Source organism: Gaiella sp., from assembly GCF_035710885.1.
GTDB lineage: Bacteria > Actinomycetota > Thermoleophilia > Gaiellales > Gaiellaceae > Gaiella.
In genome coordinates this window covers 1-23,383 of sequence record NZ_DASTCS010000037.1, presented here as the reverse complement: position 1 = coordinate 23,383, position 23,383 = coordinate 1, and the positions used below count along the sequence as shown (strand labels likewise).

Sequence of the window (23,383 nt, the reverse complement as noted above, 5' to 3'; positions counted from 1 at the left end):
ACCCCCCCGTTCGAGACGGTGGTCATGAAGTTCGGCGGCTCGTCGGTGGCCGATCCCGACAAGGTGCGCCATGTCGCGCGGCGGTTCGTGGAAGCCCGGCGGCGAGGCCTGAACGTCGTCGGAACCGTGTCGGCGATGGGGAAGACGACGGACTCGTTGATCGCGCTCGCGAACGACGTCTCCCCCGCGCCGAACCCCCGCGAGCTCGACATGCTGCTCTCGACCGGTGAGCGGATCGCCTGTGCCCTCGTGGCGATGGCGATCCACGATCTCGGCGAGCAGGCCGTCTCGTACACCGGCTCGCAGGCCGGGATCCTGACCGACTCGACCCATACTCGGGCCAAGATCCGCGAGATCCGCGGCGACCGGGTTCGGGCGTCTCTCGACGAGGGCAAGATCGTGCTCGTCGCCGGGTTCCAGGGCTTCTCTCGCGAGACGATGGACATCACGACGCTCGGCCGCGGCGCGGGTGATCTCACCGCAGTGGCGCTCGCGGCTGCGCTCGGTGCGGCCTGCGAGATTCACTCGGACGTCGCCGGCGTGTTCACCGCAGACCCGCGCCTGGTTCCGGAAGCTCGGAAGATTCCGGTGATCTCCTACGACGAGATGCTCGAGATGGCATCGTCTGGAGCGAAGGTTCTCGCGCTTCGCTCCGTGGAGCTCGCCCGAGGGCACGGGGTTCGGATACACGCGCGATCGACGTTCTCGGACGAGGAGGGAACCTGGGTGCAGGACACGGGCATGGAGCAGGCGATCATCTCGGCGGTGACGCACTCGGAGACCGACGTCGTCTTCACCCTCACCGGGATCCCCGACCGTCCCGGCGTGGCCGCGATGATCTTCGACGCCGTCGCCTCGGCACAGGTGAACGTCGACACGATCATCCAGAACGTCGTCCACGGCCGGGCCGAGATGTCGTTTTCCGTTCCCGCCGAGGACGTGGCCGCGACCAGGAGCGCGATCGAGGCGACACAGGGCGAGCTCGGCGCTTTCGCGGTCGAGGTGAACGAGCAGCTCGGGAAGGTCTCGCTGATCGGCGCGGGGATGCGCTCACACCCGGGCGTGGCGGCGACGATGTTCCGCACGCTCGCGGACCTCGGGATCAACCTCGAGATGATCTCGACCTCGCCGATCAAGATCTCCTGCATGATCTCCCGCGACCGGATCCCGGAAGCGGTGCGCGCGCTCCACGACGCGTTCGCGCTCGAGCGCGAGCCGGAGGTGGAGCCGACGATCTGAGTCGTTCGCGGCGGGATTCGCAGAAGCGGATCCCCTGCTCGGATCCCCGCCCTGCCGCGGGGCAGATCGCTGAAGGGGCCGCTTCGCGCCCGCGCTTCGCGGGCCGCACCGCCGCTGCCGGGCAGGTATCCGGCCGGCTCGGGCAGGCGCCCGTGCCGGGACGCCGAAGAAGCGCAGCGTGAGCAGCAGGACGATCGAGGCGCTCGTGACAGCGAGTGTGGGCCTCGCGCTCGTGATCGGCGTGCGCTGGGGCCTCGGCGCCGCGTTCGAGCGCTACGAGCGCCGGCTCGCCCACCGAGACCCGGCCGACGCAGCGCGCCGGCGGACGACCTTCGGCTTCCTGCGGCGCGTGATCGTCGCGATCGTCGCGGCGATCGCCGTCTGGAACGTCCTCTCGCTCTACCCCGAGACCGACCAGATCGTCAACGCGCTCCTCGCCTCGAGCGCGGTCGTCGCGATCTTTGTCGGCCTGGCGTTCAACACGCCTCTCTCGAACCTCGGCTCCGGCATGCTGGTCGCGTTCGCCCAGCCGCTGCGGATCGGCGACCGGGTCACGGTCGGTGAGCAGACGGGGTTCGTCGAGGAGATGGACCTGCTCTACACCACGCTCGTCACGGATGACGCGCGGCGCGTGTTCATCCCGAACAGCCAGCTCACCGCGACGATGATCGTCAACCGGACGATCCGCGACCCGCGCCGGATCATCTCGGCCTCGCTTCCCGTCCGCCTCGGCGCACCGGTCGACGAGGCGCGGGCGACCGTGCTCGGCGCGATCGAGACGGTCGAGGGCATCCACCCGGGACAGGCGAGGGTGCTGGTCGGGGACGTCACCGGCAACGACGTGTGGCTGACGGCCATGGCCTCTGCACCGCTCGACGCGGACGTGATCCAGCTCGGCTCGGACATCCGGGAGGCCGCGCTGGGCGCGCTCGCCGACGCGGGCTTCCTGGGCCCCGACGGCGCCGACGCGAACTAGAGCGGTCTCCTTGCGCACGACGTCGGCGGCCGGAGGCCGGCTCTGCCGGCCGGGAGGCCAGGTAGGGGCTACCCGTGCGCTGCGCCGAAGGAGGGGCCCGCGGGGGAACCATGGGTTCCCCCGCGCTCAAACCATGGGTTCGCCCGCGCCGTTATACGCAGTCGCGCAGAGCCTGTGCCTCGGGCAGGGTCTCGAGCCGCTTGAGCGTGTTGTTCTCGATCTGGCGGATCCGCTCGCGCGTGACCCCGAAGGCGCGACCCACCTCCTCGAGGGTGCACGGCGCCTCGCCGAGGAGGCCGAAACGGAGCTCGATCACCTTCCGGTCACGTTCGGGCAGCGACCCGAGGGCCATCTCGATGTCCTCGCGGCGCAGCGAGAGCGATGCCGTGTCGAACGGTGACTCGGCCTGGTCGTCGGGGACGAAGTCACCGAGCGACGAGTCCTCCTCCTCGCCGATCGGCTTCTCGAGCGACACGGGCAGCTGCGCCATCCGGAGGATCTCGCGGACCTCCTCGGTCGTCATCTCGAGTTCCTCGGCCACCTCCTCCGGTCGCGGCTCACGCCCGAGCCGCTGGACGAGCTGGCGCTCGATGTGGACGACCTTGTTCAGCTTCTCGACCATGTGCACCGGGATCCGGATCGTGCGGGCCTTGTCCGCGATCGCCCGGGTGACCGCCTGGCGGATCCACCAGGTCGCATACGTCGAGAACTTGAACCCCTTGCGGTAGTCGAACTTCTCGACCGCGCGGATCAAGCCGAGCGACCCCTCCTGGATGAGGTCGAGGAACGAGAGCCCACGCCCCAGATACCCCTTCGCGATCGAGACGACGAGGCGCAGGTTCGCTTCGATCATGTGCTGCTTCGCGGCCTCGTCACCTCGCTCGATCCGCTTCGCGAGCGCGACCTCCTGGTCGGCGGTCAAGAGCGGCACCTTGCCGATCTCGCGGAGGTAGAGACGAAGCGAGTCGAGGGAGGGCTCGACGGTGAGGTCGAGCTTGGGTGCCGCCGCCACCTCCTCGGGGGGGACGATCGGCTGCTCGTGCGGCAGAGCCTTGTGCTGCTCACCTTCCACCAGCTCGATGGAGTGGTCGATGAGGTACGTCGTGAAGTCCTCCAGCTGCTCTTTGGTGAGATCGACGTCCTCCAGGGACTTGACGATCTCGTCGTACGTCAGGAACCCCTTCTCCTGTCCCTGCTCGACGAGCTTGTGCAGCTCGTCCACCTCTGGAAGGGCGGTATCGACGGCGAGCATGGACCTCTCTTTCTCCCTGGCGGTTGACCGAGACAGACCCTCGAACGCAGCAAGCCGGACCGTGTCGCTCCGGCTCAGACCCTTCGGCGCCGCATCGTATACATGCCCTTGGTCTTTGGGAAGGGTGCGGATAATCGATTCTCGGTCATCTGAGCCCCCGGCGCGGGGTGACGACGCGGAGCGCGCCGACGTGCTCACCGCGGCTGTTGACGACCTCCTCGGCCGCGATCCCGGGAGCCTCGAGCCCCAGCTGCGAGAGGGTGAATGCGAGCGCAGGCGCGATCGCGCGGAACGCACCGTCGGTCACCTTCAGAGCGATGCCCAGCCCCTCGGAGGAGGCGGCGCAGAACAAGCCCTCCGCCCCGCCCTTCGCCACCCAGCCGTCGAGCGCGCGGATCAGCGCGGCGTCGGCGGCGACCGGGCCCCGGAGGAGATGGGGGTGTGCGCGCATCGCGCGGACGACGCGCTCGCCGCCGTCGAGCGAGGGCAGTCGCGTGAACGCGTGCGCCGCCTGCTCGAGCGAGAGCGCGAAGGTGGGCACGCCGCAGCCGTCGATCGCGGTCGCGATCGAGGCCGGCGGACGCTCCGCCGCGCCGGCCACTTCGCGGAGCATCCTCTGCTGGCAGGGATGCGCCGGCAACCGGTAGCCGGCCGTCGGCCAGCCCTGGGAGCGGCACAGCGCCAGGAAGCCGGCGTGCTTCCCGGAGCAGTTGTGCTCGATCCTCGTCGGCTCTGGCCCGCACTCGAGGTCGTCTTCCGTGGCCGGGGCGGCGGCGAGGATCCGCCGCACGACCGTCACCTGCTCCGTCGTTGCCCGGTGCGACGCGCAGAGCAGCGCCACCTGCTCGTCGTCGAGGTCCGGGCGCGCGCGCACGACCGGCAGCGCCTGGAGCGGCTTCGCCGAAGAGCGCAGGAACGTGACGAGCCCCGGGTCACCGGCCGCGAGCTCGATGCGCCCGCCGCTGACGACGACGGCGTGCACCTGGTGGCGGGCCTCGACGACCTCGCCTCGCGTCACCTCGACGACGATCGGCTGCACGGCGGCGGAGCCTAGACGACCTTCCCGAGGCACTACCCTCAGGACATGCCCGAGCTGCCCGAGGTGGAGGCGTGGGTTCGCGAGCTCGATCCCCTCGTCGCCCGCGCCCCGATCGAGTCGGCCCGGCCCGGCCACGTCGCCACGCTGAAGACGTTCGACCCGCCGACGACCGCGCTCGAGGGCCGCTCGTTCGAGGGAGCCCGGCGGCGGGGCAAGAACCTGCTCTTCCCCACGGTCGACGGGGAGCTCGTGCTCCGGGTGCACCTGATGAGCGCCGGCCGCCTGCGATACCTGGCGGCCGGTAAGACCGGCCCCAAAAAGCCCATGTTCCGCGTGGCGTTCACGGACGGCGGCGAGCTCCTCCTGACCGAGGCCGGGAAGAAGAAACGGGCGGGGGTGTGGCTGCTCACGCCCGCATCGCTGGACACCGAGCTCGCGCACCTGGGTCCCGACGCGCTCGACCTCGACGCGGCGACGCTCGGGGCGATTCTCGCGCGCGAGCGCCGTCAGCTCCATCCCTTCCTCCGCGACCAGCGCGCGATTGCGGGCATCGGCCGCGCCCACGCGAACGAGATCCTCTGGCATGCGCGGCTCTCCCCCTTCAGGCTCTCGACCGATCTCGCGCCGGGCGAGGTCGAGACGCTGGCAGCCTCGATCCGGGACGACCTCGAACGGGCGCTGGAGCTCCGCCTCGCCGGCAAGGGCGACGCCGACGTCTACCGGGTGCACGGCCGGTTCGGGGAGGCGTGCCCGCGCTGCGGCGAGACCCTCCGGCGCGTCGACTTCGAGGAGCACACGATCACGTACTGCCCCGCCTGCCAGACCGGGGGGCGGATCCTGAAGGACCGTCGGCTCTCCCGGCTGCTTCGCTGAGGGCGAACGGGGGTATCGTCGGCACGTGCCGACGATGGACGTCAACGGCGTCGCCCTGGCCTACGACGACGAGGGCCAGGGGCCGCCGCTTCTGCTCCTGCATGCCGGGATCGCGGACCGGACCATGTGGGACGACGTCGTGCCGATGCTGAAGGACCGGTTCCGCGTCATCAGGTTCGACCTGCGCGGGTACGGTGAGACGCCGCTCCCGGACGGCCCGTTCGTGTACGCCTCCGACGCCGCCGAGCTCCTCGCGGGTCTCGGGATCGAACGCGCGCACCTCGTCGGAGTCTCGATGGGCGGCCATGTCGCGCTCGACCTCGCGATCGCACGGCCGGAGATGGTCGACCGGCTGGTGCTCGTCGGCGCCGGCATCGACGGCTGGGAGCACGACGCCACACTCGCCGCTTCATGGCAGGAGGAGGAGGAGGCCTTCGAGCGAGGCGACCTCGACGAGGCCGCGTGGATCAACGTCCGCACGTGGCTCGACGGCCCCGCACGCGGGGAGGCAGACGTACCCAAGGCCCTACGCCGACGCGTCTTCGAGATGCAGCGCGCCGCCTTCGACCAGGAGAACCCCGCCGCCACCGGCGGCTGGCTCACGCCGAGCCGTCGCGAGCGGCTGGGAGACGTCACCGCTCCGACCCTCGTCCTCGTGGGGGCGCTCGACCAGCGCGACTTCCGCCGGATCGCGCGCTTCCTCGCAGGGGAGATCCCGGGCGCGCTCTTCGAGGAGCTCCCCGCGGTCGCACACCTGCCTCCGCTCGAGCGGCCGGAGGCATTCGCCCGCACCGTGATCGGGTTCCTCGGCGAGCGCTGACGATCGATGCCACGGTGTAGCGTGGCCCTGATGAGCGACTTCCCGGTCGTCGGCGACATGCAGGCCTCCGCACCGCCTGTCGGTCTCGCTCTCTCCCGTGCGGGCGTGACCGGCGTCCACAAGGCGATCCGGATCCGCCGCGGCGACCACGAGATCCTGATGGCCGCGGAGATCGACTGCACCGTCGACCTCGCCCGGGACCAGAAGGGCGTCCACATGTCCCGCTTCCCGGAGCTGTTCGACGAGGCGATCGACGACGTCGTCCTCGGCGAGGGCCTGCTCGTGGAGGCGCTCGCCGACCGGATCGCCTCGCAGATCGTCAGACGCCAGCATGCGCTCCGGGCGGAGGTGCGGATCGTCGCCCGGTGGCCACAGCGGCGCCGGACGCCGGTCACCGGCCTCACGACGCAGGAGATGGTCTCGCTGATCGGGATCGCCGCCGCCACGGGCGAGGGCTCGCGTCGTGTCGTCGGGGTGGAGGCGACGGGGATCAACGCCTGTCCGTGCGCGCAGGGCCTCGTGCGCGGCCGCGCCGCGGAGCGCCTTGCCGAGGCCGGGTTCGGCGACGACGTGGAACGCATCCTGGACCTCGTCCCGATCGCGACGCACAACCAGCGAGGACGCGGCACGCTGCTCGTCGGCACCGCCCACGACCTGGACGCGGAGGATCTGGCGGGCATCGTGGAACGCTCGATGAGCGCTCCGGTCTACGAGCTCCTCAAGCGGCCGGACGAGCTCCACGTCGTCGAGCACGCGCACCTGCGGCCGCGCTTCGTGGAGGACTCCGTCCGCATCGCCCTCAAGGAGCTCCTCGACGCCGAGCCCCAGCTCGACGACGGCGACTTCGTGCTCTCGCGACAGGTCAACCTGGAGACGATCCACGACCACGACGTCGTCGCGGAGCGGTGGGGCACGGTCGAGGAGATCCGGGGAGAGCTCGACGGAGGCCCCCCGCCGGCCCGCCAGACGTCGCTCGAGGCCTGGCTCGGCGCCTCCTGACGTTCAGCGCCTGACGAAGCGCGCCCGAACAGACGAGGCCTTCCGCATCGGGAGCGTGCACGAGGGGGTGCGTCCGGCGCAGCCGCCGCTCCAGCCTGCGAGCTTCCAGCCGGCGGCCGGGGCCGCCCGCAGCCTGAGTGCGACGTACGAGGTGGCCGTCCGCGCGCAGCGCGCGGAGCGGCACGCCGTCCCGGCGCCGGTGATGGCGCCACGCCCGGCGACCGAGAGAACGAGCCCGAACCGGGCAGCGGCGAAGAGCGCCGTGACGGAGCGCGCCTCCCGCAGAGTCACCTCGCAGCGATCCGTCCCCGTGCAGGAACCCGACCAGCGGACGAAGCGCTGACCCTGAGCCGGGGTCGCCTCCAGCGCCACCGCCGTCCCCGCATCCCACTCGGTCACGCAGCCGCCCGCGCAGTCGATCCCGGGGACGTCGCTCTCCACGGAGCCGCGCCCGAGCATCACGAGGGTCAACCGCACCTGCCGGAGCACGAGCCGCAACCAGCCGGAGTCCTGGACGTCGGGCCATCCGCCCGCGTGACCGTAGTAGTCGTCGCGACCGACATCGAGGGCGAGGGAAGCCAGCGCTACGGTCGAGGCGTACGGGTAGAGCAGGTCGAGCGTGCTGTCACACGGGTGCCCGCGCGTGTCGGCGCAGGCGTGCGGCGGGCCGCTGTCGGCGAGGGCGCCGAACGCGTGCAGGAGCTCGTGCGCGGCGACCACCGCCGAGGGGACGTCCGTGCAGGCTCCCAGGTACACGATCGCGATGCCCGACCCGTCGGAGCGTCCCGCGCCCTCGCCGCAGGCATCCGGGTCGTCGACGGGACCGTCGTAGTAGACGAGGTGCTTCTCGTAGGACGACCGCCCCGTGGCGGCGTAGACGGCCTCGGCGATCCGGTCGCCGCGGGACGAGCTGCGCAACGAGGCCGCCGGCTGCGGCAACCGGAGCACGACGACGTCGGCCTGGGCGCCGCACGCGAACGACGCGCGGTCGAACCGTGGCTCGCGCTCGGGATCCTGTGCGCGCCACCACTCCGTGACCGCGTCCACGTCGGCGGAGACACGGGGCGCGAGCTCCCCGCTTCGATCGGCGCCGTCCGCGGGGAAGGCGAGGACGACGCGGACCGACCTGCCGGCGAGTGCCGGCGGGCGATCCTGGGTCGTGGTCGTGCCGCACCACGGTGCGGCCCGGGCGCTCTCGGTCGCGGTGACCGCCGCGACGACAGCGGCGGCGAGCAGCACGATCGCCCTGGGCGCCTTCCGCCCGAGGGCCGGACGGGTCACCGGACGCCTCGGGGGAGAGCGCGGGAGAACCTCGGCTCGGTGCCGGCGAGCAGCCGCCGGACGTTCTTGCGATGGAGCGCCAGCACGCCGACGGCGGCGAGCGCGGTGAAGCCGACGACGGGCCACGAGGAACCGAAAGCAAGGCAGAGGAGCGGCAGCGCGATCGCCGTGACCATCGAGGCGAGCGAGGCATACCGGAACGCCGCGAACGTCAGGGCCCAGAGGACGAGGCAGGCGAGCGCGGCGAAGGGCGCCAGCGCGAACGCGACGCCGCCGGCGGTCGCGACCATCTTGCCACCCTTCGAGAAGCCCAGGAAGACCGGCCGGGCGTGCCCGATCATCGCCGCCGCGCCGGCGAGTACCCCGACCCAGTCGCCTCCGAGCTCGAGGCCGACGAGCGCCGGGACGAACCCCTTGACGACGTCGAGCAGCGCCACGGGGATGCCCAACGACCGACCGTAGACCCGCCAGACGTTGGAGGCGCCGACGTTGCCGCTGCCGTGCCGGCGGACGTCGTCCCCCCGCACGAGTCGCGGGATCAGATAGCCGAAGGGGATCGAGCCGAGGACATAGCCGGCGAGGACGATCAGCGCGTCCTGCACGGCGCGGCTCCCGGCGCCACGGCGCCTCGCCCGGCGGGGCTGTGGCGAGGCCTCGTCAGACGGGGATCGAGTAGGAGGCGATCCATCCGTTGACCACGTTCCAATCGAGGTTCTCGAAGAACGCGTCGACGTACGACGCTCGGTCTGTCTGGTAGTCGAGAAAGTACGCGTGCTCGTACACGTCGAGCGCGACGAGCGGCGTCGCGTTCCAGACCGGGAAGGTGTTCTGGGCGTCCCCGAGGTAGTTGAAGAGACGTCGCTCGTCCCAGTCGAAGGCGGTCCACGCCCAGCCGCGCGCGGCGATGGCCGTGGCACGGAGATCGGCGCGCCAGGACTCCACCGAGCCGAAGTCACGCTCGACCAGCGCGCGGAACGCTCCGCTCGGGTCTCCGCCCTCGCCGCCGAGGTGGGCGAAGTACAGCTCGTGGTTCTTGATCCCACCGATCGCGAACGTCAGGTCGACCTTGAGCGCGCGCAGGTGCGAGTACACCTGGTTGGCCGTGCCGAGGTCGACGCCGTCGAGGGCGCCGAGGATCTCGTTCCGCTTCGCCACGTAGCCCTGGTAGAGGCGGTGGTGCGCCTCCACGGACGCCCGCGAGATACCGGAGAGCTGGAGGAGCCTCGGGTCGAGCGGGCGGGCGGAGATCTCGTGGGGGGGCGGCATGATGCTCCTCGGTGCGACGGGACGGGACGGGCGGGAGCATATCCTTGAGCCAACAGAAGACGACCGAAGGAGACCACCATGGCGTACTCCGTGCCCGACCTTGCGTATCCGTTCGATGCCCTCGCGCCGCACATCGACGCGAGGACGATGGAGATCCACCACGACAAGCACCACGCGGCGTACGTCACGAACCTCAACGCCGCGCTCGAGGGGACCGAGTGGATGGACCGGCCGATCGAGGGCGTCCTCGCGAACCTCGAGATCCTCCCGGAGGACAAGCGCACCGCCGTGCGCAACAACGGCGGCGGCCACGCCAATCACACGCTCTTCTGGGAGATCATGGGCCCGGACGGCGGCGGCGAGCCCTCGGGCGAGCTCGCGTCCGCGATCGCCGGCACGTTCGGCTCGGTGGACGACCTCAAGGCCCAGGTGAACGACGCGGGCGTGAAGCGGTTCGGCTCCGGGTGGAGCTGGCTCGTCTGGGACGGGACCGGCCTCGCCGTGATCTCCACCCCCAACCAGGACTCTCCCGTGATGGAGGGGAAGACGCCGATCCTCGGCATCGACGTCTGGGAGCATGCCTACTACCTCAACTACCAGAACCGGCGGCCCGACTACCTCGCGGCCTGGTGGAACGTCGTCGACTGGAACGCCGTCGGGGCGAAGCTCGAGGCCGCCCGAGCGAGCTAGTGCCACCCGCGGAGCGGAGGGGCTCGCTCGCGCCCCTCCGCCGGAGGCTCGGTCGGCTCGCCGGCAATCCGGCGCGCTCGGGTTTCCGTATTCACTGGTGTGAACGCGGCGGCCGCGGTGCGGATGGACTTGCCCTCGCGCGGCCGAGCCGCGAGCATCCTCTTCGTGGCAGCTGACTCCCGCCCAGATGCCGAGCTGATCGGCCTCATCGCCGGCGGCGACCACCATGCGTTCGAGGAGCTGCACCGACGCTACGCCCGACCGGTGCTCGGAATCGCGCTGCGACGGATCGGTGACCGGGGCCGGGCGGAGGACGCCACGCAGGACACCTTCGCGAGCGTCTGGCGCTCCGCTGCCCGCTACGACCCCACGCGCGGCGCCGCCGCTTCGTGGCTCTACGCCGTCGCCCGGAACGCGATCGTGGACGGGCTCCGCCGGAGGCCCGACCCGACCGTCGACGATCCTCCCGAGGTCGCGTCCTCCGACCCCGGTCCGCCCGAGGCCGCGGAGCGCGAATGGCTGTCCTGGCGTGTTCATCGCGCGCTCGAGACGTTGCCGGAGCAGGAGCGCTCCCTCGTGGAGCTCGGCTACTGGAGCGGCCTCTCGCAGAGCGAGATCGCCGACTACGTGGGCCTGCCGCTCGGCACCGTGAAGACCCGCACCAGGGCCGCCCTCAGGCACCTCGCCGACGAGCTGGGAGACGAGCTGCGATGAGTGACGTCCGGGACATCGTCGGCGGCGACGACCTCGGGCCGGCGGAGCTCGAGCGGCTCCAGCGCGTGCACGACCTGCTGGAGCGCGCCGGGCCGCCCCCGGAGCTCTCGCCCGCAGTGGAGCGCGCCCCGCCGCCGCCGGCAGCCCGCGTGCTCCCGTTCCCGCGCCGCTACCGGTACACCGCGGTGGCGGCCGCCGCCGTCGCGGCCTGCGCCCTGTTCGGCGTGGGCTATCTCGTGGGCGGCGGGGGCGAACCCGGTCCGCTCCGGACGATCGCCATGACGGGCGCCGACGAGGCGCGCGCCGAGCTGGACGTGTTCGAGCAGGACGAGGCTGGCAACTGGCCGATGGAGCTCCGCGTCGAGGGGCTGTCGTCCGGGCTGTACGAGCTGTGGCTCACGCGTGGAGACGAGCTCGCGGAGAACTGCGGCGCGTTCGCGATCTCCACGGGCGAGGCGGCCGTCCCGCTCAACGCCCCGTACCGCCTGAGGTCGTTCGACGGCTGGGTCGTCGTCCGCGTGGGGAGCGACCGGCCCGTGCTCACCACCTAGAAGCCTGGGCGGCGGGCCTGTTCAGGCCCGCCGCCACGCGAGCTCACTTCTTGCCGTTTCCGTTGCCGTTGCCGTTGCCGTTGCCGTTCCCGTTGCCGTTCCCGTTCCCTTTGCCAGGTCCGGTCGTGACGATCCCCGCCTGAGCGGACGGTGCTGCGGCCGGCGTCGACCTGGCCTGCTTCGCTGCCTTCTTCTCCGCCTTGGCCGGCTTCGACGGCTTCGCGTCCTCGGCGGTCTCCGTGGAGGGCGCCGTTGCCTTCGCCGCCTTGGCGACCTTCGCGGCCTTCTCGGCCTTCTCGGCCTTGGCCGCCTTCTTGGCCTTCAGCTTCGCGGCCTTCAGCTTGGCGGCCTTCAGCTTGGCGGCCTTCAGCTTGGCGGCCGTCGCCTTCGCTGCCGCGGCCGTTGCACACGGCCCGAGCGTGTCGTCGTGCTGCTTCATGTGTGCGGGCACCGCGTTGACGGAGACGCGGAGCGTCACCTTCTGCTTGTGGCAGAGCGTGACTTTGGCTCCGTACTGGTACTGGCCCGGCCCGTACTGCGACTTGGCCGGCTTCGCGAGCCCTCCGGCGAGCCCCGCGCCGCCGATCGCCGCAAACGCGACGACGGCCCCGAGCGCCACGACGAGTGTCGCCCCGAGGCGTGGTGCGAACGTACGGTCTTTCATCCGACCCCCTCTCGAGTGGGCATCAACAGCCTATCGGGTTCATCCCCGGGAGCCCGAAGGGCTAATCACCCGAATTGGGGATCCTGACGCCGGTTTCAGGGATTCCGGGCGGCCGAAGCGAGGGTTTCGAGCTCCGGCGCGAGGGGGTTCAGCCCGCTCGCTCTCTCGAGGGCGCGCTCGCGCTCCACGCCCCGACTGGCCGCCGCCAGCGAGAGCCAGGCGCTCCAGGAACGGGGATCCTCCCTCGTGGCGCGTCGCAGGTGCCGCCGTCCGGGCTCGACCCGGCCTGCTGCGAGCTCGGCCTCGCCGAGGAGCTGCCAGGGCTCGGCCGCCCACGGCACGAACCGCCGGGCGCGGTCGGCTTGGCGGACGGCCGTGCTCGCGTCGCCACGGTCGAGTGCCTCGTGGGCCTCGGCAGTCGCTCCGTTTCCGGCGTGCGCGACGATCGCGACCGCCCCTATCAGGGCAGCGCCAGCGAGGATCGCGCCCCGCGCGGCCGGAGTCAGCGGGAGGGTGTCGCCCCGGCCCCCGAGCTGCACGACAGCGACGCCCAGGAACACCGTGGCGAGCGTCACGGCCGGCAGCTCCCAGTCCCAGTCGATGGCTGCGTGGGCGAGCAGCGCGACGTACGCGGCGAGCGCCGCCCGGCCGGCCGGGTGACCGGCGGCCCTGCGCGCGCGGGCGAGCGGGCTCAGCAGCACGACCAGCAGCACGGCGAGGCCGACCGGCCCCAGCTCCGCGAGCGTCTCGAGATAGAGGTTGTGGGCGTCCTTCACGAACAGGAGCGCGGGGCGATCCCGGAGCCAGATCCGCGTGAACCCCCCCGCCCCCTCACCGAGCAGCGGGGCGTCCTCGACCATCCCGCCGGCGACGCCCCAGTACTCGGAGCGTGAGCTCGTCGACCCGGAGAGCAGCCTCTCCGGCGCGCCCTGTTGCGCGGCAGGAGTGGAGCGAGCCTCCCGGATCTCCCGCGCTCCCAGGTACGCGAGCGCCACGACGGCCAGGACCGCGGCAGCCGCCCCGAGCGCGAACCCCGCATTCCGCGAGACATGCGGCACCGGGATACGGGGTGTCGCCACGGCCAGGACGGCCGCGGCGAGGGCCAGGCCCACGAGTGCGAGGAGGAACGCGATCTCGCCGAGTGACGCGCCGGGCGCATCGAGCTCCCCGACCTGAGCAGCGAGGAGAAAGGCGCCGCCAGCGGGGAGGGCCACGAGCGCGACGCGTCCCAGAGCAACGGTCCGGCCCGTCGTGACGGCGAGGAGGACGACGCCGATCGCAGCCGCGATGAGGGAGCCGCGGGAGAGCGAGAGGTAGAGGGCTGCGGCGGCAGGGGCGGCAAGCCCGGCGGCGAGCGCGCGCCGCCGGGGTGCCGCCTCCGCGGAGAGGCCCAGGCCGAGGAGAAGCGTGGTCGCGGCGAGGATCCCGGAGGCGTTCGGGTAGCCGACCGGGGCCTCGAGGCGGTCGTTCGGGCTTCCCGGGCCGACCACGTGCTCCGCGAGGCCGCCGATGGTCACCACCCCCGTCCCGACGAGGATGCCCATGACCAGCCCGTCTGCGCGGTCACGGGTCACCGTGAGGAACGCCGTGGCTGCGGCCCCCGCGTAGACGAGCGTCCGCTCGGCCTCGAGCACCGTGGCGTCCGGATCCACCGCCCACGCGCGGGAGACGAGTTGCCACCCGACGAGGCCCAGGAGCCCTCCCACGACGCCGAGCCCGGCAAGGCTCGTCGGTGCCCGCGCGGCGAGAATGGCGACCGCGGCGAGGACGATCGCCTCGACGAGGAGCACCGCCCCCCAGGTGCGGGGGAAGTAGCCACCGCTCGACCAGGCGAGAGCGGCGAGGATCGCGGCGGGCACGCCCACGACGAGCACACGCTCGAGCACCGGCACGGACGAACCGTAGGTGCGCCGCCGGAGGGAGGGAACGGGCCTTCCGAGGAGGCCCGAGAAAGACACTGAGCCGGCAAACCCGAAGGCCCGCCGGCTCAGATGGCCCGCAATCTACGCACGGCCCGAACGACACGCAAGGGACCAGCGCGATCGAAAACCGCAATTTCCGAGTTTTTCGGGCGCCGGTGCGGTTAGGTGTCCAGGCGGAGCTCCCGCACCGCCTCGCGGAACACCTCGGTGTGCCGGTCGACGTCGGCTTCGGTGGTCGCCGGCGACACGAGCGCCATGTTGTGGAACGGCGTCAGGAGGATTCCCCGGTTGAGCGCGTGCAGGTGCATGTAGTGCTCGAGCGCGAAGTTGCCCACCGCGTGCGCCTCGCTCCCGTTCCGCGGGCGGTCGGGGCCGAAGAGGTACTCCGCGCGGCAGCCGAGCTGTGTCACCTGCCACGGGAGGCCGGTCTCGGCGATCGCGTCCTCGACACCGGACGTCCACCGCCGCGCGAGGGGGATCATGCGCGCGAAGGCCTCGTCGGTGAGCACCTCCCCGAGCGTCGCCCGCATGGCCGCGAGCGAGAGGCAATTGGCCGCGAGCGTCCCTCCGACACCGCCGACGTCGACGTCCTCGAGCTCGATCGACGCGTCGATTCGATCCGCCAGCTCGGCCGTGAAGCCGTACGCCGCAGCGGGGACGCCGCCCGCGATCGGCTTGCCGATCGTGACGATGTCGGGCGCGAGCCCGTGGAGCGCGGTGAAGCCGCCCGGCCCGCAGCAGATCGTGTGGGTCTCGTCGATCGCGAGCAGGGTGCCCGTCTCGCGCGTCAGCGCGCGGAGCGCGTCGTGGAACCCGGGATCCGGGTGGACGATTCCGACGTTGGTGAGCGCGGGCTCGGTGAGGACGAGTGCGACGTCCGCGGCGGCAAGCTCCTCCTCGAGGCGGGCCACGTCGTTCCACTCGACCACCCTGGTCGTCTCGGCAAGCGGGACCGGAGCGCCGAGGTTGCCCCTCCGCGCGACGACGGCTCCCGACTCCAGGGTCGCGAAGGCCTCGTCGACCGTGCCGTGGTAGCACCAGTTGAACACGAGCACCTTCGGCCGTCCCGTGACGTGGCGGGCGAGGCGGATCGAGAAGCGGTTCGCGTCCGTCGCGGTCAGCGCGAACTGCCAGCGATCGACGCCGAACCGGCGCGTCAGCTCCTCGGCCACCCAGAGCGCGTCCTGGGAGGGCAGCATCGTGGTGATCCCCCGCGCGGATTGCTCGGCGATCGCGCGCAGGGTCGGCCCCGGGGCGTGCCCGCTCATCGCTCCGGTGTCGCCGAGGCAGAAGTCGACGTACTCGTGCCCGTCGACGTCGGTGAACCGGCTGCCACGCGCCTCGGCGACGAACAGGGGGAAGCCGCCCGGCCACTTCGCCATCCAGTGCATCGGGACGCCGGCGAGGAGGTGCCGCCGCCCCGCCCGAGCCAGCTCGAGCGAGCGCGGATGCTCTCGAGCGAAGCGATGCTCCTCGGCGTCGTGGAGCTCCGCCAGGCGCTCCGCGGTCACACCGGGTGCGAGCTCACGCACGGCGGATCGAGCGGACCGTGGCCCGCCACGAGCCGCGCGGTGCCTCCACGGAGACGACGTCTCCCACCCCCGCGCCCATCAGCGCGGCGCCGAGCGGAGAGTCCGTCGAGACACCTCCGCCGACCGAGGAGATCGTCACCTCCATCACGTCGCCCTGCTCGTCGGCGATCTCGACGATCGAGCCCGGCCCGACGTGGTCGTCGGTGTCGTGGTCGACGACGCGGGCGTCGTGGATCCGGGCGCGCAGCTTCGTGATCCGCGCCTCGAGCAGGCCCTGCTCGTTCTTCGCGGCGTGGTACTCGAAGTTCTCGGAGAGGTCGCCGAACGCACGCGCGGTCGCGATCGCCTCGATGGCCGCAGCCCGCCGCGGGCCTTCGAGCTCGGCGAGCTCGGCCTGGAGGGCCTCCATCTGCTCCCCAGTGAGAACCTCTCCCGTCTCGGTCACGCGGCTGAGGCTACCGGAGCGCCCCGGCGTCCCCGCCCTCGCGCTCGTATGTCACCGCGGTCCATCCTGCGCCCGGCTCGCGCCCGACCTCCCGCCACATCGACCAGTCGACCTCCGGGAACCGGGTGTCTCCGTCCGGCTCGGCGTCGACGAGCGTCAGGTCGAGCCGGTCCGCGAGCGGCAGGGCGGCGGCGTAGACCTGGGCCCCGCCGACCACGAACACCTCGTCGTCGACGGCGGCGGCGGTCTCGATCGCCTCGGGGACGCCGTGCGCGACGACGACACCCTCGGAACGGGCGTCCCAGTCGCGCTGTCGCGTGACCACGACGGTCGTCCGGCCCGGCAGCGGGCGGCCGATGGACTCGTACGTCCGGCGCCCCATCACGAGCGCGTGACCGAGCGTGAGCCGCTTGAAGCGCTGCAGCTCGTCGGGCAGGCGCCACGGGAGGCCGCCGTCCACGCCGATCACGCCGTTCCGGGCGACGGCCGCCACGATCGTGACCGTCAAGATCAGACCGCGATCGGCGCCTTGATGGCGGGGTGCGGGTCGTAGCCGACGACGCCGACGGAGTCGAGCCGGAACGCGTCGATCTCGCGACACGCAGGGTCGAGCCGGAGCTCGGGCAGCGGCCGTGGGTCGCGCGTGAGCTGCTCGCGCGCCTGCTCGAGATGGTTGAGGTAGAGATGGGCGTCGCCGAGCGTGTGCACGAAGTCACCGACCTCGAGCTCCGTCACCTGCGCGACCATGTGTGTGAGGAGCGCGTACGAGGCGATGTTGAACGGCACGCCGAGGAACAGGTCGCCGGAGCGCTGGTAGAGCTGGCACGAGAGCCTGCCCTCCGCGACGTAGAACTGGAACAGCGCGTGGCAGGGCGCGAGCGCCATCTCGGGGATGTCCGCCACGTTCCAGGCGCTGACGACGTGGCGTCGCGAGTCCGGGTCGTCGCGAATCTGGTCGATCACCGCCGCGAGCTGGTCGATCCGCCGCCCGTCCGGCGCGGGCCACGAGCGCCACTGGTAGCCGTAGATCGGGCCGAGCTCGCCGCGCTCGTCGGCCCACTCGTCCCAGATCGCGACGCCCTGCTCCTGGAGTGAGCGGACGTTGGACTCGCCGCGGACGAACCACAGCAGCTCGCCGACGACCGACCGGAAATGGACCTTCTTGGTGGTCACGAGGGGGAACCCGGCGCGCAGGTCGAAGCGCATCTGGTGGCCGAAGACGCTGAGCGTGCCGGTGCCCGTGCGATCGTCCTTGCGGGCCCCCTCGTCGAGCGTCCGCTTCAGGAGATCGAGGTACTGCTGCACCCTTCCGACGGTACCACCGCTCCCGGCGAGCGACGGGGCGCTCCCCGGTCGGCGTCGGGGTCCGACGTGGCGCCTCGCGGCACCTGTCGCTTGACAGCCTTTCGGGCGTACGCCTAGATACGGAGTCGCCCGCGCCCGACGGCCGGGGTCGGCGTGCCGGACCTGCAAGACCGCGCGCTTGTTCGTGACCACTCGACCAGGAGGCCGTGGTGCCGACCGATCTCGAAGCGTTCGTGACCGCCGAGGGCCGTGCGGAGGCAGTGCGACACGTCCGTGAGCGGATCGACCGCGAGGGCGTCACCTACGTCTACTTCCAGTTCCCCTCGGTCACCGGCCGGGTCATGGGTAAGGGCGTGCCGGCGAAGCACTGGGAGGTGGTCGCCGAGAAGGGCTTCCAGCTCGTGTACGGCGCGACGGCGAACCTGTTCACCGACCGCCACGGGAACTACATCGGCTACGGGCCCGAGGCCGCCGAGCTCGTGGGCGTGCCCGAGCCGGAGACCTTCCAGCCCCTCCCGTGGGACACCAAGGTCGCCCGCGTGTGGTGCCAGTGCTTCCGCAACCGCGAGGAGCGAGAGGATCCAGGCGCATTCCTGACCTCGGACTGCCGCGGCAACCTCAAGCGGCTCCAGGGCGAGTTCGAAGCGGCGACGGGCCTTCACCTCCGGGCGGGGACGGAGCCGGAGATGATGTGGCTCCGGAACAAGGCGGACGGGACACCCGACGTCGACGGGGTCACGAAGCCCTACTGCTACCACATCGACCAGTTCTCCGAGCTGCAGCCCGTGATCCACAAGATGGTCGAGTACGGCCAGGCGATGGGGCTGGACATGATCCAGGGCGATCACGAGGACGCGCCGGGCCAGATCGAGCTCAACTTCGGCTTCGATCGCGCCGAGCTGACCGCGGACAACCTCTCCACCTTCCGGCAGATCGCGAAGCAGGTCGGTCGTGAGCAGAACGTCTTCCCCTGCTTCATGCCGAAGCCGTTCATGGGCGTCTCGGCGAACGGCTGCCACCACAACATCTCGCTCTGGCGCGGCGACGAGAACGCCTTTCTGCCGGACACCGACGACCCGCAGCGCCCGAGCGAGCTCGGCGTGTGGGCGATCGGCGGCATCCTCGAGCATCTCGCCGCCCTCACCGCGGTGACCGCGTCCACCGTCAACTCGTACCGCCGGCTCTGGGACACCGGCTTCTGGGCGCCGGTGTTCGCCGACTGGGGCTACCAGAACCGGACGACCGCGCTGCGCGTGTCCGCGCCCGGCCGCTTCGAATATCGCTCCGTCGACTCGGCCGTAAACCCGTACCTGTCGCTGGCGGTGCTCATCGCAGCGATGCGCGACGGCATCGAGCGCCGGATCGACCCCGGTCAGCCGGAGGAGCGGAACATCTACGAGGCGATGGAGGCGGGCAAGGAGGTCCGCCGGATCCCGATGACGTTCGGGGACGCGCTCGATGCACTCGAGGCCGACGACGTGGTGAGATCGGCGCTCCCGGGAGACATGTACCGTGTCTTCATGCACTACAAGCGCGACGAGTGGGAGCGTTACTGCGCCACCGTCACCGACTGGGACGTCGAGGAATACCTGGACGTGCTTCCCTAGCGGGCGCGCGAAGGGCGAGCGGACGATGTGCGGGATCGCCGGGATCATCTACCGGGACGGAGAGCATCCCGTCGGCCTGGAGATGACGCGGATGCTGCAGTCGATGAAGCACCGCGGCCCCGACTCGACGGGCTTCGCGCTCTACGGCGAGCCCGACGACGGAGCGCTCGTGATGCGGTACAAGCTCGCGGACGCGAACACTCCCCGCGACTTCGAGTTCGAAGGGCGGCTGCGGCGTCATCGCCGGGAGGTCGAGTCGAGGCTGCTGCGCCTGGGTGCCCGGCTCCAGGGCGTCGAGGAGGAGACGCCCTACGCCTTCCGTGTCTCGTTCGCCTACGACGGTGACCTGAAGGGCCTCGCCGACCTCGTGGAGGACATCCCGGACGCCGAGGTGCTCTCGCTGGGGCACTCGCTCGAGATCGTCAAGGACCTCGGCGACGCCGAGACGGTCGGCGGCCAGTACCGCCTCGACGCGTTCACGGGCACGCATGCGATCGGGCACGTCCGGATGGCGACCGAGTCCGAGGTCGACATCGCGGGGGCGCACCCCTACTGGGCGTATCCGTTCTCGGACGTCGCGGTCGTCCACAACGGCCAGCTGACGAACTACTTCATGTGGCGCCGCCGCCTCGAGCGGGCGGGGCACCGGTTCATGTCGGAGTGCGACTCGGAGGTGATCGCCGTGTACCTCGCCGAGAAGATGCGGGAGGGCAACGCGCTCGAGGAGGCGATGCACCGGTCGCTCGACGACCTCGACGGCGTCTTCACGTACATCGCCGTCACGCAGGACGCGCTGGGCGTGGCGAAGGACGAGCTCGCCGCGAAGCCGCTCGTCCTCTACGAGTCGGACGACCTCACCGCCGTGGCCTCGGAGGAGATCGCGATCCGCCAGATCGTCGACCACGAGATCGAGACATACGACCCGTACGAGCGAGAGGTGCTCGTGTGGAATCGGTGACGCGGCCGCCGGAACCGGCGCGCGGGCCCGACCCGGCACCCGGTGGGCGTGGGATCTCCTACGACGCGCGCGGCCTCTCGGAGCCGGACGCCGAAGCGCCCCGCACGGCGACGGTCGACGGCGCGGGCGTCGCGTCCTTCGACGCCAGGGACCTGACGACGCGGACGATCAACCTCGAGCTCCGCCGGCTCGTCTACGACGAGGGCGTGAGCGAGGTGGTCGTGCGCAACCCGCAGGCCCGCCACTCGCTGGGGGTCGGCATCCTGACGCGCTGCAGGATCACGTTCGAGGGCAGCCTCGGCTACTTCGGGTGCGGCCTGATCGACGGGCCGGAGGTTCACGTCAAGGGCCGAGTCGGGTGGTCCGCCTGCGAGAACATGATGAGCGGGGTCGTCGTCGTCGACTCGAACGCCGGGTCGCTCACCGGCGCGGCCATGCGGGGCGGCGACCTCGTCGTCAAGGGGCGGGTGGGGGCGCGCACGGGGATCGACCAGAAGGGCGGCACGATCGTCGTGTGCGGATCCGCCGGCTCGATGACCGGGTTCATGATGCAGCGCGGCCGCCAGATCATCCTCGGTGACGTCGGGCCCGGGCTCGGCGACTCGATGTACGACGGGACGATCTACGTCGGTGGGAAGGTCAAGTCGCTCGGGATCGACTGCGTCCCCGGCGAGTGGACGGAGGCCGACACCGAGCTGGTCGCGCGGAAGTTCCGCATCTACGGCCTCGGCGACCCGCCCGAGCTCCAGAAGTTCGTGTGCGGGAAGGTGCTCTACAACTACGACTCGCTCGAGCCCTCCGAGAAGAAGCTGGTGATCTGATGCGTGCCTGCGAGGGAGTGCTCCGCCGGAGCGGAACACTCACCGGAACGAATCCGGCCCGTCCCGCGGCCACACCCCGGAAGCCGACGGCTGCCTGCGGCAGCGACGAGGAGGCCGTTCGTGGCCGAAGATAGCCCTGGCACGAGAGAGGTGCTCGGGCGGAGCCGCATCTTCACGCCCGAGGTGATCAACGACATCCACATGAAGGCCGAGCTGGGCCGCTACCGGATGCGCGGCTTCTCGATCTTCAAGCGGATCCCGCACTGGGACGAGCTCGTCTTCCTGCCGGGCACGCTGACCCGGTTCGTGATCGAGGGCTATCGCGAGAAATGCGACACGACCACGGTGCTGGGCGCCCGCTTCGCCCGGAAGCCGCTCGAGCTCGACATCCCCGTCTACATCACGGGGATGAGCTTCGGCGCCCTCTCGCTGGAGGCGAAGATGGCGCTCGCCAGGGGCGCGTCCATGGCCGGGACCGCGACCTGCTCGGGCGAGGGCGGGATGATCCCGCCCGAGCGCGACTACTCGACCAAGTGGTACTACCAGTGCATCCAGAGCCGGTACGGGTTCAACCCGCACCACCTGATGCTCGCCGACGCCGTCGAGTTCTTCATCGGCCAGGGCTGCAAGGTCGGCCTGGGCGGTCACCTGATGGGCCAGAAGGTGACCGAGCAGGTTGCGGAGATGCGCTCGCTCCCCGCGGGGATCGACCAGCGCTCGCCGGCCCGTCATCCCGACTGGCTCGGCCCGGATGACCTCAGCCTCAAGGTCCAGGAGACCCGCGAGGCCACCAACTACGAGATCCCGATCCAGCTCAAGCTCGGCGCCGCGCGCGTGTACGACGACGTGCGCATGGCGGCCAAATGCGGACCGGACATCATCTACCTCGACGGCGCAGAGGGCGGCACCGGTGCCGGCCCGCACACGGCCGCCGAGGAGACCGGCATACCGCTGATGGCGGCGATCCCCGAGGCGCGGCGCGCCCTCGAGGACGTGGGTCTCGCCGACGAGATCGACCTCGTCGTGGCCGGCGGCATCCGCAACGGCGGCGACGTGGCCAAGTGCATCGCGCTCGGCGCGGACGCCGTCGCGATCGGCCACTCCGCCCTGATGGCGCTCAACTGCAACAAGGAGATCCCGGGCGTCACCGACTATGAGGGCACGATCGGCGTGCCGGCGGGCCAGTGCTACCACTGCCACACGGGCCGCTGCCCGGTCGGCATCACGACCCAGGACCCGGAGCTGCGCAAGCGGCTGCACGTGGAGGAGGCGGCCAACCGCGTCTACAACTTCCTCCACACGCTCACGCTCGAGGTGCAGATGCTCGCGCGCGCGTGCGGGAAGACCAACGTTCACAGCCTCGAGCCTGAGGACCTGTGCGCGCTCACCACCGAGGCCGCGGCGATGGCGAAGGTCCCGCTGGCCGGCACGAACTACATCCCGGGCGTCTCCGAGGAGAACGCGCTTCAGCGCATCGAGACGCTGCTCGACCGCTATCTCGAGAACCCGATCGACGAGCTGCCGGCCGTGCGCGAGGAGGCGGGACGATGAGCGAGCCCGCGCCCAGCACCCGCGAGCCCGAGAAGATCGTCGCGATCGACTCGGAGTACCTCTCGGGCACTCGCTACCCGTACCAGGAGGACATCTCGGCGGTCGAGGACATCGACCTCGAGGCGGCCACTCCCGGCCAGGACCTCAACTGGCTCGAGGACATCGAGCTGCTCGAGGAGGAGGGCCTGCCGGCGGTCTTCGACCGCTACTCGAACTCCTTCCTCAAGCTCTACTTCGACATCCCCGAGGGCCGCGAGAACGAGATCGCGCGCAAGGTGCTGATCGCCCACCTCCAGTCGGGCAACTCCTACGGCATCCGCCTGAAGGAGAAGCACTGCAAGTTCCCGCAGCCGGAGCTCGGCCCGTGGGTGGAGGGCTCGCGGACGGTCGGCGAAGACTGGCAGCCCTCGGTGCTCGAGGGCTGGGAGCCGCCGCTCCACTGACGATGGCCCGCGAGCGCTCCGTCCCGTACCTCGTGATCGGGGCCGGCGTGCACGGTCTCTCGACCGCCTGGCACCTCGCCGAGCGCGGCGAGCAGGTGGTGGTGCTCGACAAGACCGGCGTGGCGGCCGGCGCGTCCGGGATCGCGTGTGGCGTCGTGCGCAACAACTACTTCCAGCCGGCGATGTCCGAGCTGATGGCCGCCTGCGTGGAGATCTGGGAGTCCGATCCCGAGACGCTCCACTACCACGGCTCCGGATACATCGCGCTCGGGGACGGCGCCCAGGAGGAAGACCTCACCACAGTCCACGAGCGCCAGCAGCGGATCGGCTACGAGTCGGAGCTGATCCTGGGGGAGACCGAGGTGGCCGACCACATGCGCGCCCTCTTCCCCGATTGGCGCGCTCCCGGGCTCAGCGTGTGCCTGCACGAGCACC

General features: G+C 71.2%; 25 protein-coding genes. 14 read left to right on the top strand and 11 right to left on the bottom strand.

All coding sequences use genetic code 11. The features are described 5' to 3' along the window. Positions 1–24 precede the first annotated feature (24 nt). Positions 25–1,239: an aspartate kinase gene (locus VFO26_RS08000; protein WP_349259061.1), complete on the top strand. Its 1,215-nt coding sequence runs from the start codon at positions 25–27 to the stop codon at positions 1,237–1,239. 178 nt (positions 1,240–1,417) lie between these two features. Then, entirely contained in the window at positions 1,418–2,215 is a 798-nt protein-coding gene (locus tag VFO26_RS07995) for a mechanosensitive ion channel family protein (RefSeq protein ID WP_325114409.1), read from the top strand. Between the two features lie 151 nt (positions 2,216–2,366). Here the strand turns inward: VFO26_RS07995 and VFO26_RS07990 are convergent, their stop codons facing one another. Further along, the gene (locus VFO26_RS07990) at positions 2,367–3,467 is read right to left on the bottom strand and encodes a sigma-70 family RNA polymerase sigma factor (protein ID WP_325114408.1); all 1,101 of its coding nucleotides are present in this window, start codon (positions 3,465–3,467) and stop codon (positions 2,367–2,369) included. Positions 3,468–3,612: 145 nt separating this feature from the next. Next, on the bottom strand, positions 3,613–4,506 hold the full coding sequence (locus VFO26_RS07985) for an asparaginase (protein WP_325114407.1): 894 nt from the start codon (positions 4,504–4,506) through the stop codon (positions 3,613–3,615). Positions 4,507–4,551: 45 nt separating this feature from the next. Here VFO26_RS07985 and VFO26_RS07980 point away from each other — a divergent pair, with 45 nt between their 5' ends. From VFO26_RS07980 to mptA, 3 genes are read left to right on the top strand one after another with little or no spacing between them, the layout of a single operon-like run. Further along, positions 4,552–5,379 carry an Fpg/Nei family DNA glycosylase gene (locus tag VFO26_RS07980; RefSeq protein WP_325114406.1) on the top strand — a complete coding sequence of 276 codons (828 nt, stop codon included), beginning with the start codon at positions 4,552–4,554 and terminating at the stop codon, positions 5,377–5,379. A 34-nt stretch (positions 5,380–5,413) separates the two neighbouring features. Then, the gene (locus VFO26_RS07975) at positions 5,414–6,199 is read left to right on the top strand and encodes an alpha/beta fold hydrolase (protein ID WP_325114481.1); all 786 of its coding nucleotides are present in this window, start codon (positions 5,414–5,416) and stop codon (positions 6,197–6,199) included. Positions 6,200–6,229: 30 nt separating this feature from the next. Continuing rightward, positions 6,230–7,198, top strand: coding sequence for a GTP cyclohydrolase MptA (mptA, locus tag VFO26_RS07970; protein WP_325114405.1), 969 nt, complete (start codon positions 6,230–6,232; stop codon positions 7,196–7,198). Between the two features lie 3 nt (positions 7,199–7,201). Here the strand turns inward: mptA and VFO26_RS07965 are convergent, their stop codons facing one another. Genes VFO26_RS07965 through VFO26_RS07955 form a run of 3 tightly spaced genes read right to left on the bottom strand, consistent with a single transcriptional unit; the run spans position 7,202 to position 9,745 of the window. Beyond that, positions 7,202–8,479 (bottom strand): InlB B-repeat-containing protein, encoded by a 1,278-nt coding sequence (locus VFO26_RS07965; RefSeq protein WP_325114404.1) that lies wholly within the window; start codon positions 8,477–8,479, stop codon positions 7,202–7,204. After that, positions 8,476–9,081, bottom strand: a complete 606-nt coding sequence (gene plsY / locus VFO26_RS07960) for a glycerol-3-phosphate 1-O-acyltransferase PlsY (RefSeq protein ID WP_325114403.1) — start codon at positions 9,079–9,081, stop codon at positions 8,476–8,478. The genes VFO26_RS07965 and plsY overlap by 4 nt, the downstream gene beginning before the upstream one ends. Before the next feature lie 55 nt (positions 9,082–9,136). Further along, the gene (locus VFO26_RS07955; RefSeq protein ID WP_325114402.1) at positions 9,137–9,745 is read right to left on the bottom strand and encodes a Fe-Mn family superoxide dismutase; all 609 of its coding nucleotides are present in this window, start codon (positions 9,743–9,745) and stop codon (positions 9,137–9,139) included. 78 nt (positions 9,746–9,823) lie between these two features. On the opposite strand from VFO26_RS07955, the gene VFO26_RS07950 reads away from it, so the two are divergent. From VFO26_RS07950 to VFO26_RS07940, 3 genes are all read left to right on the top strand, one after another. Then, positions 9,824–10,435, top strand: a complete 612-nt coding sequence (locus VFO26_RS07950) for a superoxide dismutase (protein ID WP_325114401.1) — start codon at positions 9,824–9,826, stop codon at positions 10,433–10,435. A 165-nt stretch (positions 10,436–10,600) separates the two neighbouring features. Beyond that, positions 10,601–11,149, top strand: coding sequence for an RNA polymerase sigma factor (locus VFO26_RS07945; protein WP_325114400.1), 549 nt, complete (start codon positions 10,601–10,603; stop codon positions 11,147–11,149). Further along, positions 11,146–11,700, top strand: a complete 555-nt coding sequence (locus VFO26_RS07940) for a hypothetical protein (RefSeq protein ID WP_325114399.1) — start codon at positions 11,146–11,148, stop codon at positions 11,698–11,700. Before VFO26_RS07945 ends, VFO26_RS07940 begins: the two co-directional genes overlap by 4 nt. Before the next feature lie 43 nt (positions 11,701–11,743). Here VFO26_RS07940 and VFO26_RS07935 read toward each other — a convergent pair whose 3' ends face one another. From VFO26_RS07935 to VFO26_RS07910, 6 genes are all read right to left on the bottom strand, one after another. Next, complete coding sequence (locus tag VFO26_RS07935; protein WP_325114398.1) at positions 11,744–12,364, bottom strand: hypothetical protein; 621 nt, start codon at positions 12,362–12,364, stop codon at positions 11,744–11,746. Between the two features lie 95 nt (positions 12,365–12,459). Further along, complete coding sequence (locus VFO26_RS07930) at positions 12,460–14,256, bottom strand: O-antigen ligase family protein (protein ID WP_325114397.1); 1,797 nt, start codon at positions 14,254–14,256, stop codon at positions 12,460–12,462. A gap of 191 nt (positions 14,257–14,447) precedes the next feature. Next, entirely contained in the window at positions 14,448–15,818 is a 1,371-nt protein-coding gene (locus VFO26_RS07925) for an aspartate aminotransferase family protein (RefSeq protein ID WP_325114396.1), read from the bottom strand. Continuing rightward, a complete protein-coding gene (locus VFO26_RS07920; RefSeq protein WP_325114395.1) occupies positions 15,811–16,263 on the bottom strand; it encodes a GreA/GreB family elongation factor in 453 nt (150 codons plus the stop codon). Before VFO26_RS07920 ends, VFO26_RS07925 begins: the two co-directional genes overlap by 8 nt. Positions 16,264–16,273: 10 nt before the next feature. Continuing rightward, positions 16,274–16,756, bottom strand: a complete 483-nt coding sequence (locus VFO26_RS07915) for a dihydrofolate reductase (RefSeq protein ID WP_325114394.1) — start codon at positions 16,754–16,756, stop codon at positions 16,274–16,276. 17 nt (positions 16,757–16,773) lie between these two features. Then, a complete protein-coding gene (locus VFO26_RS07910; protein ID WP_325114393.1) occupies positions 16,774–17,568 on the bottom strand; it encodes a thymidylate synthase in 795 nt (264 codons plus the stop codon). 206 nt (positions 17,569–17,774) lie between these two features. Between VFO26_RS07910 and VFO26_RS07905 the strand changes: the two genes are divergently transcribed. The 6 genes from VFO26_RS07905 to VFO26_RS07880 form a co-directional block, all read left to right on the top strand. Further along, positions 17,775–19,175 (top strand): glutamine synthetase family protein, encoded by a 1,401-nt coding sequence (locus VFO26_RS07905; RefSeq protein ID WP_349259060.1) that lies wholly within the window; start codon positions 17,775–17,777, stop codon positions 19,173–19,175. A 25-nt stretch (positions 19,176–19,200) separates the two neighbouring features. Then, positions 19,201–20,133, top strand: a complete 933-nt coding sequence (locus VFO26_RS07900) for a hypothetical protein (protein ID WP_325114391.1) — start codon at positions 19,201–19,203, stop codon at positions 20,131–20,133. Then, positions 20,121–20,954 (top strand): hypothetical protein, encoded by an 834-nt coding sequence (locus tag VFO26_RS07895; protein WP_325114390.1) that lies wholly within the window; start codon positions 20,121–20,123, stop codon positions 20,952–20,954. Before VFO26_RS07900 ends, VFO26_RS07895 begins: the two co-directional genes overlap by 13 nt. A 120-nt stretch (positions 20,955–21,074) precedes the next feature. After that, positions 21,075–22,505, top strand: coding sequence for an FMN-binding glutamate synthase family protein (locus tag VFO26_RS07890; protein ID WP_325114389.1), 1,431 nt, complete (start codon positions 21,075–21,077; stop codon positions 22,503–22,505). Beyond that, positions 22,502–22,948 carry a hypothetical protein gene (locus VFO26_RS07885; protein WP_325114388.1) on the top strand — a complete coding sequence of 149 codons (447 nt, stop codon included), beginning with the start codon at positions 22,502–22,504 and terminating at the stop codon, positions 22,946–22,948. The genes VFO26_RS07890 and VFO26_RS07885 overlap by 4 nt, the downstream gene beginning before the upstream one ends. 2 nt (positions 22,949–22,950) lie before the next feature. Then, the coding region (locus VFO26_RS07880) for an FAD-dependent oxidoreductase (protein WP_325114387.1) at positions 22,951–23,383 on the top strand (433 nt) is incomplete at its 3' end.

What these genes read in the sequence shown, in the direction of transcription:
- VFO26_RS08000 (WP_349259061.1), top strand. Translation starts at nt 25, where the DNA reads ATGAAGTTCGGCGGCTCGTCGGTGGCCGATCCCGACAAGGTGCGCCAT.
- VFO26_RS07990 (WP_325114408.1), bottom strand. Translation starts at nt 3,467, where the DNA reads ATGCTCGCCGTCGATACCGCCCTTCCAGAGGTGGACGAGCTGCACAAG.
- VFO26_RS07980 (WP_325114406.1), top strand. Translation starts at nt 4,552, where the DNA reads ATGCCCGAGCTGCCCGAGGTGGAGGCGTGGGTTCGCGAGCTCGATCCC.
- VFO26_RS07975 (WP_325114481.1), top strand. Translation starts at nt 5,414, where the DNA reads ATGGACGTCAACGGCGTCGCCCTGGCCTACGACGACGAGGGCCAGGGG.
- mptA (WP_325114405.1), top strand. Translation starts at nt 6,230, where the DNA reads ATGAGCGACTTCCCGGTCGTCGGCGACATGCAGGCCTCCGCACCGCCT.
- VFO26_RS07955 (WP_325114402.1), bottom strand. Translation starts at nt 9,745, where the DNA reads ATGCCGCCCCCCCACGAGATCTCCGCCCGCCCGCTCGACCCGAGGCTC.
- VFO26_RS07950 (WP_325114401.1), top strand. Translation starts at nt 9,824, where the DNA reads ATGGCGTACTCCGTGCCCGACCTTGCGTATCCGTTCGATGCCCTCGCG.
- VFO26_RS07940 (WP_325114399.1), top strand. Translation starts at nt 11,146, where the DNA reads ATGAGTGACGTCCGGGACATCGTCGGCGGCGACGACCTCGGGCCGGCG.
- VFO26_RS07935 (WP_325114398.1), bottom strand. Translation starts at nt 12,364, where the DNA reads ATGAAAGACCGTACGTTCGCACCACGCCTCGGGGCGACACTCGTCGTG.
- VFO26_RS07900 (WP_325114391.1), top strand. Translation starts at nt 19,201, where the DNA reads ATGTGCGGGATCGCCGGGATCATCTACCGGGACGGAGAGCATCCCGTC.
- VFO26_RS07885 (WP_325114388.1), top strand. Translation starts at nt 22,502, where the DNA reads ATGAGCGAGCCCGCGCCCAGCACCCGCGAGCCCGAGAAGATCGTCGCG.